11 protein-coding genes are annotated in these 14,036 nt (G+C 61.8%); 5 read left to right on the top strand and 6 right to left on the bottom strand.

The genetic code is table 11. From position 1 onward, the window contains the following. Positions 1 to 47: 47 nt before the first annotated feature. The gene (locus tag PQQ95_RS25735; protein WP_408442238.1) at positions 48 to 3,272 is read right to left on the bottom strand and encodes an efflux RND transporter permease subunit; all 3,225 of its coding nucleotides are present in this window, start codon (positions 3,270 to 3,272) and stop codon (positions 48 to 50) included. Positions 3,273 to 3,590: 318 nt separating this feature from the next. Then, positions 3,591 to 4,025 (bottom strand): VOC family protein, encoded by a 435-nt coding sequence (locus PQQ95_RS25730; RefSeq protein ID WP_408442235.1) that lies wholly within the window; start codon positions 4,023 to 4,025, stop codon positions 3,591 to 3,593. Positions 4,026 to 4,193: 168 nt separating this feature from the next. Here PQQ95_RS25730 and PQQ95_RS25725 point away from each other — a divergent pair, with 168 nt between their 5' ends. The 3 genes from PQQ95_RS25725 to PQQ95_RS25715 all read left to right on the top strand — a co-directional run bounded on the left by PQQ95_RS25725 (position 4,194) and on the right by PQQ95_RS25715 (position 6,430). Next, entirely contained in the window at positions 4,194 to 5,069 is an 876-nt protein-coding gene (locus PQQ95_RS25725; protein ID WP_408442347.1) for a LysR family transcriptional regulator, read from the top strand. A gap of 293 nt (positions 5,070 to 5,362) precedes the next feature. Beyond that, the gene (locus PQQ95_RS25720) at positions 5,363 to 6,001 is read left to right on the top strand and encodes a LysE family translocator (protein WP_408442232.1); all 639 of its coding nucleotides are present in this window, start codon (positions 5,363 to 5,365) and stop codon (positions 5,999 to 6,001) included. 69 nt (positions 6,002 to 6,070) lie between these two features. Beyond that, a complete protein-coding gene (locus PQQ95_RS25715) occupies positions 6,071 to 6,430 on the top strand; it encodes a hypothetical protein (RefSeq protein ID WP_408442229.1) in 360 nt (119 codons plus the stop codon). A 29-nt stretch (positions 6,431 to 6,459) separates the two neighbouring features. On the opposite strand, the gene PQQ95_RS25710 is transcribed toward PQQ95_RS25715, so the two are convergent. Then, positions 6,460 to 8,172: a SulP family inorganic anion transporter gene (locus tag PQQ95_RS25710; RefSeq protein ID WP_408442227.1), complete on the bottom strand. Its 1,713-nt coding sequence runs from the start codon at positions 8,170 to 8,172 to the stop codon at positions 6,460 to 6,462. Between the two features lie 475 nt (positions 8,173 to 8,647). Here PQQ95_RS25710 and PQQ95_RS25705 point away from each other — a divergent pair, with 475 nt between their 5' ends. Then, positions 8,648 to 9,013, top strand: coding sequence for an antibiotic biosynthesis monooxygenase family protein (locus tag PQQ95_RS25705; RefSeq protein ID WP_408442225.1), 366 nt, complete (start codon positions 8,648 to 8,650; stop codon positions 9,011 to 9,013). A 10-nt stretch (positions 9,014 to 9,023) separates the two neighbouring features. On the opposite strand, the gene PQQ95_RS25700 is transcribed toward PQQ95_RS25705, so the two are convergent. The 3 genes from PQQ95_RS25700 to PQQ95_RS25690 form a co-directional block, all read right to left on the bottom strand. Further along, a complete protein-coding gene (locus tag PQQ95_RS25700) occupies positions 9,024 to 10,340 on the bottom strand; it encodes an MFS transporter (protein WP_408442223.1) in 1,317 nt (438 codons plus the stop codon). 13 nt (positions 10,341 to 10,353) lie between these two features. Then, positions 10,354 to 11,523: a porin gene (locus tag PQQ95_RS25695; protein WP_408442220.1), complete on the bottom strand. Its 1,170-nt coding sequence runs from the start codon at positions 11,521 to 11,523 to the stop codon at positions 10,354 to 10,356. A 125-nt stretch (positions 11,524 to 11,648) separates the two neighbouring features. Then, on the bottom strand, positions 11,649 to 12,836 hold the full coding sequence (locus tag PQQ95_RS25690) for a M20 aminoacylase family protein (protein ID WP_408442218.1): 1,188 nt from the start codon (positions 12,834 to 12,836) through the stop codon (positions 11,649 to 11,651). A 127-nt stretch (positions 12,837 to 12,963) separates the two neighbouring features. Between PQQ95_RS25690 and PQQ95_RS25685 the strand changes: the two genes are divergently transcribed. Continuing rightward, entirely contained in the window at positions 12,964 to 13,872 is a 909-nt protein-coding gene (locus tag PQQ95_RS25685; protein WP_408442215.1) for a LysR family transcriptional regulator, read from the top strand. Positions 13,873 to 14,036 lie beyond the last annotated feature (164 nt).

Here is a 14,036-nt window from a genome sequence, read left to right as displayed (position 1 = left end):
TCAGTCAGCCATCTCAGTCAGCCGTAAATGTCGGCCGTCAATTAACGTTACGCGGGCTTGCCTTCGCCGCCATGGTCCGGCGCGTGGCCGTCGTTGCCGTGGCCGCCCGTGGTATTCGTGTCGTCATCGTCGCGGTGGCGCCGCGCGAGGCGGGTATGAATGCCTGCGAACACCAGCGGCACGAAAAACAGCGTGGACACGGTGGCGAACAGCAATCCACCGATCACCGCGCGGCCGAGTGGCGCGTTCTGCTCGGCGCCTTCACCGAGTCCGAGCGCCATCGGAATCATGCCGATGATCATCGCGAATGCCGTCATCAGCACTGGCCTGATCCGGCTCGCACCCGCTTCGAGCGCGGCGGTGAGCGGCGGCGCACCGCCGGAAAGCCGCTGACGCGCGAACGACACCATCAGAATACTGTTGGCGGTGGCGACGCCCATTGTCATGATCGCGCCCGTCAATGCCGGCACGCTCAGGTGCGTGCCGGTCAGGAACAGCATCCATACGATGCCCGCCAGTGCCGCGGGCAACGCGCTGATAATGATCAGCGGATCGACCCACGACTGGAAATTCACCACGATCAGCAGGTACACCAGCACGATAGCCATCGCCACGCCGAGCCCGAGACCGAAGAACGAACTGCGCATGGTCTGCACCTGCCCGCGCAAAGTGATCTGACTGCCGCGCGGCAGTGAGGCCCGCACGTTGTTCACCAGTTTGTCGACCTGAGTGGCCACGCTGCCCAGGTCGCGCTTTTCGACGCTCACATACAGGTCGATCACCGGCCTGATATTGTAGTGCGTGACCTCCGCGAACTGGGTCTGTGGCGAGACCCGCACGAGGTTGCCGAGCAGTTGCGTCGGCCCGTTGGCGGAACCCGAGACCGGCGTGCGCAACAGTTCATCGATCGAGGAGATCTGATACTGCGGCGTTTGCACCGCGACGTTGTATTCAACGCCGTTCTTGTTGTTGAACCAGAAACCCGGCGAAGTCTGCGAACTGCCCGATAGGGAAATGAGCACATTTTGCGCCACATTGCTCGCGCTCAGGTTGAGTTGTTGCAGGCGCGTGCGATCCATCTGAAGATTGATCGCCGGTTCGTCCAGTTTCTGCTGGATGTGGGTGTCGACGGTGCCGGGAATCATCCGCACCTGCTTCAGCAGCTTGCGCGCGACGTCGAAGTTACCCTGCTGATCCGCACCGGAAATCTGCACGTCCACGGCGGCGGGCAGGCCGAAGTTGAGAATCTGCGTGACGATGTCGGCCGGTTGAAAGAAGAACTCGACGCCCGGAAAGCGCTGCGGCAGGATCGCGCGCAGTTTGTCCATGTAGATTTGCGTCGGGTGATGGTCTTCATTAAGAGCCACCTGAATTTCGCCGTCGAGCGTGCCGATCGTGCCCGCGTTGCTATACGAAAGATTGATACCGCTATACGGCAAACCGAGGTTGTCGAGAATCGTGCCGAGTTCCTCGGGTGGCACGACCTCGCGAATCACCTTCTCGACTTCGTCCGCGAGACGTGCGGTTTCCTCGATGCGCGTGCCGGTCGGCGCACGCATGTGAAGACGAATGTCGCCTGCGTCGACGCTCGGAAAGAAGTCTTCGCCGAGCACGAAAACCAGACTCATCGACAGCACGCAGAAACCGAGAAACAGGCTGCCGAACATGCCGCGACGCACCAGCACGCTGCTCAGAATCATGATGTAGGTGGACCGCATGCGCTCGAAGCCGCTATCGAAACGCAGATAGACGCGCCGGAACAGACCCGGCCTGGCATTGGGCTTCGGTTTGTGCGCGTGGCCCATCAGCAGCATCGCCAGCGTCGGCACCAGCGTACGCGACAGAATGTACGAGGCAAGCATCGCGAACACCACCGCTTCGGCAAGCGGCACGAACAGATAACGCGCGACACCGGTCAGGAAGAACATCGGCACGAACACGATACAGATACACAGCGTCGAGACGAGCGCGGGTATCGCGATTTCGCCGGCGCCGTCGAGAATCGCATCGTGCAGATTCGTGCCCATATGCAGATGCCGTTCGATGTTCTCGATCGTCACCGTTGCATCGTCGACCAGAATCCCGACTGCCAGCGCAAGGCCGCCCAGCGTCATGATGTTGATGGTTTGCCCGAGCGCGTGCAGGGCGATCAGCGAGGACAGAATCGACAGCGGAATCGAAATCGCGATGATGCAGGTGCTGCGCCAGTTGCCGAGGAACAGCAGAATCATCGCCGCAGTCAGCGCGGCGGCAACGAGTGCCTCACGCACCACGCCCTGCACTGCCGCTTTCACGAATACCGACTGGTCGAACAGCGCTGTGATGTGCAGGTCCGGCGGCAACGCGGCGCGCGCGGAAGGCAGCAGACCTTGCAGCGTATTGACGATCGAAAGTGTCGACGCACTGCCGTTCTTCAGCACCGACATCAGCACGCCGCGGTGTCCGTCCTGCCGCACGATATTGGTCTGCGGCGAGAAGCCGTCGCGCACGTGCGCCACTTCGCGCAGATAAGTCGTCGCGCCATTGAGCGTGCGCACCGGAATGTCGTTGAGCCCTTCCACCGTGGCGGGCGAGCCATTCATATTGATCGTGTATTCCTTCGGCCCGATCTTGGCCGTGCCGGTCGGCAGAATCAGGTTTTGCGCATTGAACGCGCTAACGACATCCGAAGGCGTCAGCCCTTTGGCGAGCAATGCGCGCGTATCGAGGTCGACCGAGATCAGCCGCGATTTGCCGCCGTACGGATACGGCACAGCCGCCCCCGGAATCGTCACCAGCTGCGGGCGCAGGAAATTCAGCGCCGTGTCGTTGAGCGCCTGCTCGGAGAGCTTCGGGCTCGACAAGCCGAGCTGGATCACCGGAATGCTGGAGGCGGAATAGCTGATCACCAATGGCGGCGTCGCGCCCGGCGGCATCTGTTTGAGCTGTGCCTGTTCGACCGCCACGGTTTGCGCGATCGCAGTCTGGATGTTCGCGCTCGGCTGCAGGAACACCTTGAGAATCGTGATGCCCGCCAGCGATTGCGATTCGATGTGCTCGATGTCATTGACCGTGGTGGTCAGACTGCGCTCGTTGACGGACGTGATGCGGTTGGCCATATCTTCGGCCGACAAACCCGTGTAAGTCCAGATGATGCTGACCACCGGAATGTTGATTTCCGGCAGCACGTCGACCGGCGTGGTGAACAGCACGAATGGTGTCGCCAGCAAGATCAGAATGGCCATCACGATGAACGTGTATGGCCGCTTAAGCGCTACGTTGACGATCCACATGAAACGCGCCCGAGAGAATGCTGATAAGGAATTGGAGAATCGGGCCTATGCTAGATCGATAGCGCCAACGCCTGCATGGCGCCAAAATGGCTAAATTGTCAGGAAGGCTAATGTAAGGATAGACGGCGCTTCGGACGCACGCAACATCACGCGGAGCAAACGTTTGATGAGGTGGAGATAGGCGATTTTAAGGGGGTGATTAAAGGCATGTCTCGCCGGACTCAGGCGAGACATGCCTTTAGATTTTATTGCGCAATGCTAATACCTTACACGCGGATTTGCTTCGCGCGGATACCTTGCACGGCTAGTGCGCCAACATCACTTCGCAAACAACGACGACATATCCGCAAACGCCTTGAATTCCAGCGCGTTACCCGACGGATCGAGAAAGAACATCGTCGCCTGTTCGCCGACCTCGCCCTTGAAGCGCACATGCGGTTCGATGATGAAATCGATACCGGCCTTTTGCAGCTTGTCCGCGGCGGCCTGCCATTGTTCCATCGAAAGCACCGCGCCGAAGTGGCGCACCGGCACCGCGTCGCCGTCGACCTTGCTGGTTTGCCGGTGGCCGATTTCCTCTGGCGCGAGGTGCGCGACGATCTGATGGCCGTAGAAGTTGAAGTCGACCCAGTCCGGGGAACTGCGCCCTTCGGGACAGCCGAGCAGCTCGCCATAGAACTCGCGGGCAGCGGCAAGACTATGCACGGGGAACGCCAGATGGAACGGCGGCAAAACGGTATCGGCAACGCTCATGATGGAAAAACTCGCAGAAAGGAAAGTGGGTTCGTGTACCGGCCTCATGACACGATCAATGAAGCGCTCCATGAAGGTTCACGCGTGGGGCAAATTTTAACCATGACTAAAAATGGTGAGAAACGATATATATTTGACCTGACCAACACCAAATTCGATCAATCGATTGTGCTCAACGAACTCAGAACGTTTATCGCCGTCAGTCAGTACGGCACGTTTTCCGGCGCAGGCGCGCGCATCGGCCTGACGCAATCCGCCGTCAGCGCGCAAATGCAGCGGCTCGAAGAGGAACTCGGTTTCCCGCTGTTCGATCGTACTGGCCGGTCCGCCACCCTCAACGACGCCGGCCGCGAAACGCTCGCGCTCGCCGAAGAAATGATGATGCTCTATGCACGGCTCTCGGAACGCGGCGCGGGCGCGGCCGAAAGCGGCATGCTGAGGGTGGGCGCAATTGCGTCCGCGCAGGTGTCGTTTCTCGCCGATGCGCTGGCCCGCTTTCGCGACGACCGCCCCGGCTGGCGGATTCGCGTCGTGCCCGGCGTGTCGCTGGGGCTGCTCGGGCAGGTCGACTCGGGCGAGCTCGATCTCGCCGTCATTATCAAACCGCCGTTTGCACTGCCGTCTGAACTCGAATGGCGCACGCTCGTCACCGAACCGTTCGTGCTGCTGGTGCCCAAGGCGCTTGCGCGTGGCAAACGGCCCTGGCGCGAGCTGCTCAGGAGCGAACCGTTCATCCGCTACGACCGCACATCGTTCGGCGGCCGACTGGTGGACCGTTTCCTGCGGCGCGCGCGGCTGAATGTGCATGACGTGATCGAGCTGGACGAGTTGCAGGCTATCGCGCAACTGGTCGCGCGCGGTATCGGCGTGGCGCTGATTCCGAATACGGCGGGACTCGGCAAGTGGCCCGCTAACGTCGCCGCGCTCGAACTCGGTGACGCGACGTTTCACCGTGAAATCGGACTCGTGCAGCGTCCGCGGCATAGCCGGCAGGCGGTGGCGGGAGCGCTGGCGGATTGCATCGGAATAGCCGCGGGGCGCTGAGTTGGCTGAGTTGGCTGAGTTGGCTGAGTTGGCTGAGTTGGCTGAGTTGGCTGAGTTGGCTGAGTTGGCTGAGTTGGCTGAGTTGGCTGAGTTGGCTGAGTGCCCGGCCTGAGTTGCCCTGCGTTGCCTGAGCGCCTCGTTAAACGCGCGATTGTGCCGCCGCACAGGCCATCAACTGTATCTGTGAGATTCGCACACGGACGAGCAGAATCGTTGTTCGCGCATCGATCCACGCGATTCGTCTGTGCCGCAGCGAGCGGCGCAGTTTGCCCGCCGCCGAGATTTACACGCCCATGACCGCCAGCTCCCTCCTCACCGCCGATATCCTGTTCGCCTATAGCGCCTACTTTGTCGGCACGGCGAGTCCGGGGCCGAGTAATCTCGCGATCATGTCGCTCGCCATGAGCGCCGGCAGAAAATCCGCGCTGACCTTCGCGCTCGGCGTGGTGTCCGGTTCCTTCTTCTGGGCGTTGCTGGCGTCGCTAGGTTTGTCGGCGGTGCTCGCCACTTACTCGGAATGTCTGGTGGCGATCAGGATTGCCGGCGGACTTTATCTGCTGTGGCTCGGCTTCAAATCCGCGCGTTCGGCATTCAGCGCGGAGCAACTGCCCACGACTACCGCACGCGAAGGCGAACCGCTCAAACGGCTCTATCTGCGTGGCCTGCTGCTGCATCTCACCAATCCGAAAGCAATTCTGGTGTGGCTCTCGATCGTTTCGCTGGCTATGTCGCCGGCAAACGGCGCGTCGCACACCGCACCGGTGGTGCTCGGCTGCATGGTGATTGGCGTATCCGTGTTCAGCAGCTACGCAGTGCTGTTTTCAACCGCCTCCGCACGGCGCGTTTACGTCGCGATCCGTCGCTGGCTGGACGGGTCGCTCGCGATCATGTTCGGCATTGCGGGGATCAAGCTGCTGACGTCGAAAAGCTAGCCACACCTGCTGGGTGCGCCCGCTCTGCGATACTGTCACCCTGATAACCCGAGCGGGCACACGAACACGATGAGCGGTGGCAATAACCTGAATCCGGCAGCGAAGCGCTTGCCCATGCAAAAACGGCTTTATCTGGCGGGCGCCGTCGTGTTGCTCGCCGGCCTGGTCGCCGCGGCGATCATCTATGCCATGGCGCCGGCGCCAGACAGCGCCGTCTCCATGTACAGCATCGCAGACCCACGCTATCAGATCGAATTGCAGCGTATCGGCGGCAACGCGGCGGTGGTGATGGCGCAGCTTCATCAGTGGTTCGATGGTCTTTGGCACGGTACCGCGCTCGCCTATACGGTGGCCGCGCTTGGCGCCCTGCTCGCGGGCGCCTGCTTTTTTATAGGCTACTTCTTTGCCGACGAAGAGTCGCAGGTCTGAAGCAACTCGTCGCATCCGCTCAAACAGCCCTACGTTGCTTCTTTCACATGTTTGCCAGGCTGCTCCACGCCCGCGGTGCTTAGCGCTTCATGCAGCGTGCTGAAGATACGCCGCGTTTCGACGATCGGCGTGATTCCATGCCGGTCCATATCAGAGCGCAAATACTGGTTCACGCGCGCGAAAATCACGTCGATGCCACTGCGCTTTAGCGACTCGCACAACTCGCCCACCGATCGCGCCGCCGAATAATCGAGGTCGGTGATCGCGCTCGCGTCGATCACCAACCAGCGCACCGCGCTCGGCGCGCGGTCGATCAGGCGGCGAATGTCTTCGACGAAAAAGTGGTCGTTCGCATAGAACAGATCGGCGCCAAAGCGATAAACGATCAGCCCCGGCGAGGTCTGAAGTCCGGGCGCGGCCGGCACCGGCACCCAGATGCTGTCGTCACCGGGAGCGAGAATCATGGTGTGCGGCCGATAACTGTGCCGCACATGCCGCAGCAGCGATAACGCCACCGCCACCAGAATGCCGTGCTCGACACCGATCAACACCACGGCCGCCGCGGTGAACACAGCCAGCGTGAATTCGCCGGGACTTTCGCGACGAATCGAAAACAGCGTCTTCAGATTGATCAGGCCGATGGCAATCGTAAACACGATGCTGGCCAGAATGCAGTGCGGCAGGTACTGCAAAAATCGGCTGAAAAACAGCAGCACTACCACGACCACCGCTGCGAATACGATCTGCGCGAACTGGCTGCGCGTACCGGCGCGATCGGCCATGGCGGTTTGCGTCGGACTGCCGTTCACCACGAAGGCGCCGGAAAACGCCGCGGCGGCATTGGCAGCAGCAATACCCAGCAAGTCGGCATTGGTATCGACGGCTTCGTGATATCGCTCGGCGAATACGCGACTCGCGGCGGCGCTTTGCGCGACGATCATCACAAAGCACGAGGCGGCGACCGGCAGCAGATCGAGCATCTGCGGCCACGTGACCGACGGCATGCGCAGCGGCGGCAGCCCGCCCGCCACCGGCCCCAATATTGAAATGCCGTGGGCCGCGAAACCGTAAATATCGCTTGCGGCAATACCCGCCACCACCGCGATCAACGGCACCGGCACGCCTGGCAAAAAGCGCTTGCAGACCAGAATGGAGACCACGACCAGCGCAGAAATGACGAGCGTAGGCAGATTGATCTGCGCCGATTCGCGCACCACGAGCGCGAGTTGGTCGACGCTGCTCGCGGCATGTCCCGGAACGCCGAACATGTCGCCCAGCATAGCGATGCCAACCTGCACGCCGACGCCGGCGAGAAAACCGACCAGCACCGTACGCGAGAGAAAGTCAGCGAGAAAACCGAGCTTGAAGATCCGCGCGATGAGCAGAAGCGCAGCCGTCAGCAAAGCGACCATCCCCGCGAGCGCCGCATATTCCGCGCTCGAAGCCGGCGCCATGGTCGAGAGGCGGCTCGCGAAAATGGTGGCCGTGGCGGAGTCGGCAGCCACGACGAGGTGCCGCGAGGCGCCGAAGAACGCAAACGCGATAAGCGGCAGAAAGACGGTGTAAAGACCGGTAACGGCCGGCATACCGGCAATGCGCGCATAGCCGAGCACTTGCGGAATATCCATCGACGCAAGCTGCACGCCGGCTAGTGCATCGCGCGCCGCCGCGGCACGGCTCAAAGGAAGCACGCCTTTCAATACGCCAAGGCGTGCAGTGATGTTTGCCAGAAAATCTCGCATGCGCGATAGTGCCCCAATCTTAGGTTATCGCGCATCGTGCCGTGACTCGGCCTGTCAAAGCAAGGGTTGAGGCTTTAATCGGCTGGAGAAAATGGTTAAAACCAGCAATGGCTCGAACACTATCGCCGAAACCGGCCCTTCTTGGGTCTACCGCCTGAATTGCCCTGTCAGCGGATCCACGTGCCGCGCGAAACCGAACAGCGCGGCGATGCAAATCGGACAGGCGATGATGAACGCTGCCAACATCTCGCACCCCGTAACAAATTGTTACCGCCAAGTTTAAGCGATTGCCGTGCGAAATGAATGAGGGAAAACGCAATACACTGTTGCGGACTATTACAACGTCATTACTGCCGCGGGCCGAACGGGTCGTGAAAATGCACCTGAAAACACGGCACATAATGTGAAAAAATACGCGTCGAACGCCACGCGCCATGATGCGCAAACGTTCGCGCATCTATAAATCGGTCATGCCATGTACATCTCCACTTTCATCTTCGCGACACGGCAATTAGACGAACGGTTCTACCGGCTCGACGAGACCATCGCCACTGCTGCCAAGGCCATTCCCGGCTATCTCGGCGAAGAGACGTGGGAAAACGCGTCGACTGGACTGACGTCGAATGTGTACTACTGGGCGTCGCTCGACGCATTGCAGGCGTTGATGCAGCACCCCGCGCATCTGGAAGCGAAAGCGGAGCAGGCAAACTGGCTCGATGGCTATCAGGTGATCATCTCCGAGGTGCTGCGTACTTACGGCGATGCAGGTTTTGCGCATCCCGCAGCGGCCCATCCGGTACAAGACGGACTGGCTGCTCGAGTCACATCGTCCGCACCATGAAAGTACGGCTCTATTTCGCCTCCTTGAACAGCACCACGCCGGCGAAACTCACCAGCCCGCACGCCCGCACGTACCACGCCGGTGCGTAAAAACTACCGGAGATACGCCATAACGCGCTGACGATCAACTGCGCGAAACCGCCGAAAATCGTCACACCCAACGCGTAGATGATGCCGAGCGAAGTCGCCCGTACTTCGGGTTTGAACGCTTCGAGAATCAACACGAAGGCGGCTGGACTCGAGAGCGTCATCAAGCCGATCAGCACGAACACGACCAGCACCACCGTGTAGATCGACGGCCAGGTTTTGATCGCGTGAAACGCCGGCAGCAACACGATCAGCGACACGACCGACGCCGCATACAGCAACGTCTTGCGACGCGGCATGTGGTCTGCGAGACGGCCGGCGAACGGCGAGCCGATCAGCAGCACGAGGCCCGCCGTGCAACCAGCCAGCAACGACACCGCAGCGGGCATGCCGGTCGTCAGCGTCAGGAACGATGGCAGGAAAAACACGATCACGTACATCGACGACGTGCCGCCGATCACCAGCATGGTGCCTGCCACGATCTGCCGCCATTCGATGCGAGCCTTCGGCCGGGCCGCATCAGGTGAGACCGTTTTCGCTGCATGCGCGGCAGGCAAGGTCTCGTCCAGATGTTTGCGCAGATAGAAACCGAGCGGACCGATCAGGAGCCCAATCAGAAACGGCACGCGCCATCCCCATGCAAGCAATGCCTCGTGCGACAGGCTGCGCGAAAGCGTCGCCGCCACCAGCGCGCCGATCAGCGCCGCGCCGCCCTGCGAGGCCATCTGCCAGCTCACCAGCGAACCGCGCCGCCCCGCGCTGCCCGACTCCATGAGCAAGGTGGTCGCCGCGCCCACTTCGCCGCCCGCCGAAAAACCCTGCAGCAAACGGCCCAGCACGATGATCGCCGGCGCCGCCAGACCGATCGTCGCGTAAGTCGGCGCGAGGCCGATCATGCCGGTGCCGAGCGCCATCAGCGACACGGTGAGCACGAGGGCCTGCTTGCGGCCCGCGCGGTCGGCATACGCGCCGATCACGATACTGCCGAGCGGCCGCACCACGAAGCCGACGCCGAAAGTCGCAAGCGACATCATCAGCGCACCGAGCTCGCTGCCGACCGGAAAGAACAGCTTGCCGATCAGCGCGGCGAAAAAGCTATACACCGTGAAGTCGAAAAACTCCAGACCGTTGCCGAGCGCCGCGGCGAAGATGGTCCGGCGCAACGTGCGCGGCTCTATCGCGTGGGTCGCGCCGGTCGCGTCTGCCGCTACGGCGCCAGCGTTGTGTTGGATTGCATTCATAGGGGAATCGCGCCTAGAAGTTGTGATACATGCCCAGCGACACCGTGACCGGCGTCGTGCCGAGTTCCGGTGCGGTACTGCCGGTCTGCGTCGGCAGCGGATTATTGTTCAGCAGTACGGTGGAGATGCCGAAGTTGCGGATGAAACCAGCGCGCGCATAGAGTCCCGTGCGTTTGGAGAGGGTGTAGTCGTAGCCGAGCATCACGCCGAATGCCGAATCTTTCGCGGGATTCTTCGCCGAGTCGTGCACGCCGGACGTATCGCGATACACGACAGAAGCGCGGAACGCATTGCGCCCAACCGGCCAGATCGTGCCGAGCGTATAGACGCGCGCGATGCCGTCGTTGGCGAGCTTCGGTGCGTACTGGTCGAACGCACCGGACAATACGATCCTGCCGGTGTCGACCACCACGCCCAGGCCGTACAGGTCGTTGCGCACGGTGCTCGTACCGTTCGCTCCCCACACCTGGTTGTAGGTGCCGGTCAAATAGGTCGTGCCGTCATACCACTGCAACAGCGCACCCTGCGCTGCCGCGGTCGGCGACTGCCCGGCCACGTTGCTCGGCGCGTACATCAGTTCCGTGCTGAAACCCGCAAAGCTCGGCGACAGATACGTGATCGCGTTGTTCACCCGCGCGGCCAGTTGCGTCGCGCCCGCGCCAAGGTCGCTGTTGTAGCCGACGCCCTTCGGCGTCTGCACGACAGCGGTGCCGAGCCACGTATAAGCCGAATTGGTGCCCACCGTGCCGAACACGTCGACAAAAAGCGGCAAGCCCGTGCCGATCTGCTTGCCGAAGCGCACGCGTCCATACGTCGACGAGTTCAGTCCCACCCACGCTTCGCGATTGAAGAACGACGTGCTGTCCTGCATGGCGCCGTTATTGGCGAGAAAGCCGCTTTCCAGGTTGAACTCGGCGCGCAGACCACCGCCCAGATCTTCCCGTCCGAAGAAACCCAATTTCGAGGTCCATTCGCCGCCGCTCTGCGTCTGCACCAGTGACTTGCCGCCCACGGTCTGATAGTTGATACCCATATCGACCGACCCGTACAGCGCCACGCCTTCGCGCAGGCTGCCGTTGAACTCCGGCAGCGCGGCCAGCAAGGTCGCCTGATACGGTTCGGCGTGCGCCGTGCCAGTCCCGAGCGCCAGCAGTGCCGCGCTCATCGCGATGCATTTCTTCATGGGTCTCCCTACTCCTCGCGTGCGTTTGATGAATTGATGTCTGGAAATGAAAGTGCAAAAAGGAACTGCCAACGGACCCGGCGCCGCGGCCGCCGGATCGAAACCTCGCAGACCGATCAGGCCAATCAGGCCGCGCTCAGATAACGCTCGGTGAGTCCGACGAAATAAGCGGCCCCCCAGCTGATCGCCGCGTCGTTGAAGTCGTATTCCGGGTTGTGGACCGCGCACCCGCCTGTCGAATCGACGCCGTTGCCGAGCACCACGTAGCAGCCCGGCACTACTTCCGTCATCCACGAGAAGTCTTCGCTGCCCATCACTGCATCGGGCATCAGCGTGTAGCCCTGCGGGCCCGCGAGGGCTTCGATGGTTTCGATCGCGAGGTCGGCCGCGCCGCGATGATTGACGAGCGGGCGCGAGATCTGCCGGTAGTCGACAACGGCCGTAGCGCCGTAGCTTTGCGCCTGCAATTGGGCGATGCTGCGGATCCGCGCTTCGACCTTGTCGCGCGTGTCCGAATCGAGCGCGCGCACCGAGAGCTTCAGCGTCGCGGTTTCGGGGATCACGTTGGGGGCGGTGCCGGCGTGGATCGTCCCGACCGTCACCACGGCCGCGTGAGTCGGCTCGATGTTGCGCGCGACGATCGATTGCAAGGCCAGCACGATGTTGGCCGCCGCAACGATCGGATCGCAGCCCAACTGCGGCATCGCGCCATGCGTGCCCTTGCCCGTCACGGTGATCGTCACCGAATCGGACGAGGCCATCATGCAGCCGTGACGCAGCGCGAAATGACCGACCGGCAGGCCGGGCGCGTTGTGCAACGCGAACACCTGGTCGCAGGGAAAGCGCGTGAAGAGACCGTCCGCGATCATCTTCGAGGCGCCGCCCAGTCCCTCTTCCGCGGGCTGGAAGATCACGTTCAGCGTGCCGTCGAATTCGCCCCGGGTCGCGAGGCGGTGCGCGGCGGCCAGCAGGATCGCGGTGTGACCGTCGTGGCCGCACGCATGCATGGTCTGCGCGACGGTGCTCGCGTACGGCAGGCCGGTGGCTTCCTGGATCGGCAGTGCGTCCATATCGGCGCGCAGGCCGATCGTGCGGCTCGACGCGCCGCGCCGCAATTGGCCGACCACACCTGTGCCGCCCACACCCGTCGTCACGTCATAGCCCCATTCGGCGAGCTTGCGCGCGACCAGTTCGGCGGTGCGCGTTTCAGCGAAGCCGAGTTCGGGATGGGCGTGGATGTCGTGGCGAATCGAAATGAATTCGTGCTCGGTCTCGCGCAGTTCGGCGAGAAGCTGGGGAAAAGACTGCGCCATTCGTTGTGCTCCGATGAGTAAGCCGGCTGTCGTTTCGCAACCGTCGAAGCACAGCGTAAAGATCGGGCCCGAAAACAAAAAAGCACAAATTTTGATGCGCATAACCACCAGTGCTATATTCCGCATCATGAAAATTCATCATCTGCGAGCGCTGGTGGCTATTGCTTCGACCGGCAGCATCAACGGCGCGGCAAAAGCGTTGTATGTGACGCAACCGGCCATCACGAAGGCGGTGCGGGAACTGGAGACCGAGTTCGGCGTGCGCCTGCTGGAGCGCAACCAGTGGGGCGTGGTGCCGACGGCCGAAGGCGCGGCGCTGGTCAGCCGGGCGCGCACCGTGGTACGCGAGATGGAGCGCGCCGAGGAAGATATGGCGCACCTGAAAGGGTTGCGCGACGGCAACCTGGTGATCGGCATCACGCCGATTGCCGGCACGACGGGGCTCACCGAAGCCTTCGTCGAATTTCGCAAACGCTGGCCGAAGGTGACGGTGGAATTCCGCGAACTGGGTTTCAACCAGTTGCACGAACAACTCCGCAATCGCACGCTGGATCTGGCATTCGCCGCATTCGCGCGGCCCGTGAGCGATCTGGGCAGTGTGAAGCGGATGGTCTCGTTCGAGACCGTATTCGTGACGCGCGCGCAGAGTCCTTACGCGGACGCGGCGTCGCTCGAGGCCGTGCAGGAAGCCGAGTGGATTCACACTGACGTGACGGACACCTACCCGGGTTTTCTCCGCGCGATGTTCGAATGCGCTGGACTCACGCCACCCCAGCGAATCACGCGCTGCACGTCGTACGCGCTGTTTTACAGCCTGACGGTCAGCACCGACGCGATCTTCGCATGGACCACGCATTCGCTCGCGGAGACCTCGCTCGGGCAGAGCTTCGTGCGCCTCGCGCTGCCCGTCGCGCCGCCGCCGTTGCAGTTGTATCTGCTGTCGCCGCAGGAATCGCAGCTGACGCGGCCGGCGGAGTATTTCGTCCACTGCATCGAGCAGGCGATCGGGCCGTTGTTGAAGAGGCCGGTGGCGTAGGGTGCGAGTTTTGAGACGTTGCGCCGATCATTGACCATCTTATTTTGTACGATACTTTAGGCTAAATGAATAAAATTGCCTTAAGTATCGTACAAATCGCAGAGATTTTTGCGCCAACCCTATACTTCAGAGGTTCCTGATTCAGGATGTTTGTCCGATACTTT

This window comes from Paraburkholderia caffeinilytica, from assembly GCF_046030355.1.
Classification (GTDB): domain Bacteria; phylum Pseudomonadota; class Gammaproteobacteria; order Burkholderiales; family Burkholderiaceae; genus Paraburkholderia; species Paraburkholderia caffeinilytica_B.
The sequence above is the reverse complement of the archived record's forward strand: the minus strand, read 5'-3'. Positions and strand labels throughout refer to the sequence as shown.

Excerpts from the sequence above, each read along its gene's own strand:
- PQQ95_RS25735 (WP_408442238.1), bottom strand. The coding sequence starts at position 3,272 with ATGTGGATCGTCAACGTAGCGCTTAAGCGGCCATACACGTTCATCGTG.
- PQQ95_RS25730 (WP_408442235.1), bottom strand. The coding sequence starts at position 4,025 with ATGAGCGTTGCCGATACCGTTTTGCCGCCGTTCCATCTGGCGTTCCCC.
- PQQ95_RS25720 (WP_408442232.1), top strand. The coding sequence starts at position 5,363 with ATGACCGCCAGCTCCCTCCTCACCGCCGATATCCTGTTCGCCTATAGC.
- PQQ95_RS25715 (WP_408442229.1), top strand. The coding sequence starts at position 6,071 with ATGAGCGGTGGCAATAACCTGAATCCGGCAGCGAAGCGCTTGCCCATG.
- PQQ95_RS25710 (WP_408442227.1), bottom strand. The coding sequence starts at position 8,172 with ATGCGAGATTTTCTGGCAAACATCACTGCACGCCTTGGCGTATTGAAA.
- PQQ95_RS25705 (WP_408442225.1), top strand. The coding sequence starts at position 8,648 with ATGTACATCTCCACTTTCATCTTCGCGACACGGCAATTAGACGAACGG.
- PQQ95_RS25700 (WP_408442223.1), bottom strand. The coding sequence starts at position 10,340 with ATGAATGCAATCCAACACAACGCTGGCGCCGTAGCGGCAGACGCGACC.
- PQQ95_RS25695 (WP_408442220.1), bottom strand. The coding sequence starts at position 11,523 with ATGAAGAAATGCATCGCGATGAGCGCGGCACTGCTGGCGCTCGGGACT.
- PQQ95_RS25690 (WP_408442218.1), bottom strand. The coding sequence starts at position 12,836 with ATGGCGCAGTCTTTTCCCCAGCTTCTCGCCGAACTGCGCGAGACCGAG.
- PQQ95_RS25685 (WP_408442215.1), top strand. The coding sequence starts at position 12,964 with ATGAAAATTCATCATCTGCGAGCGCTGGTGGCTATTGCTTCGACCGGC.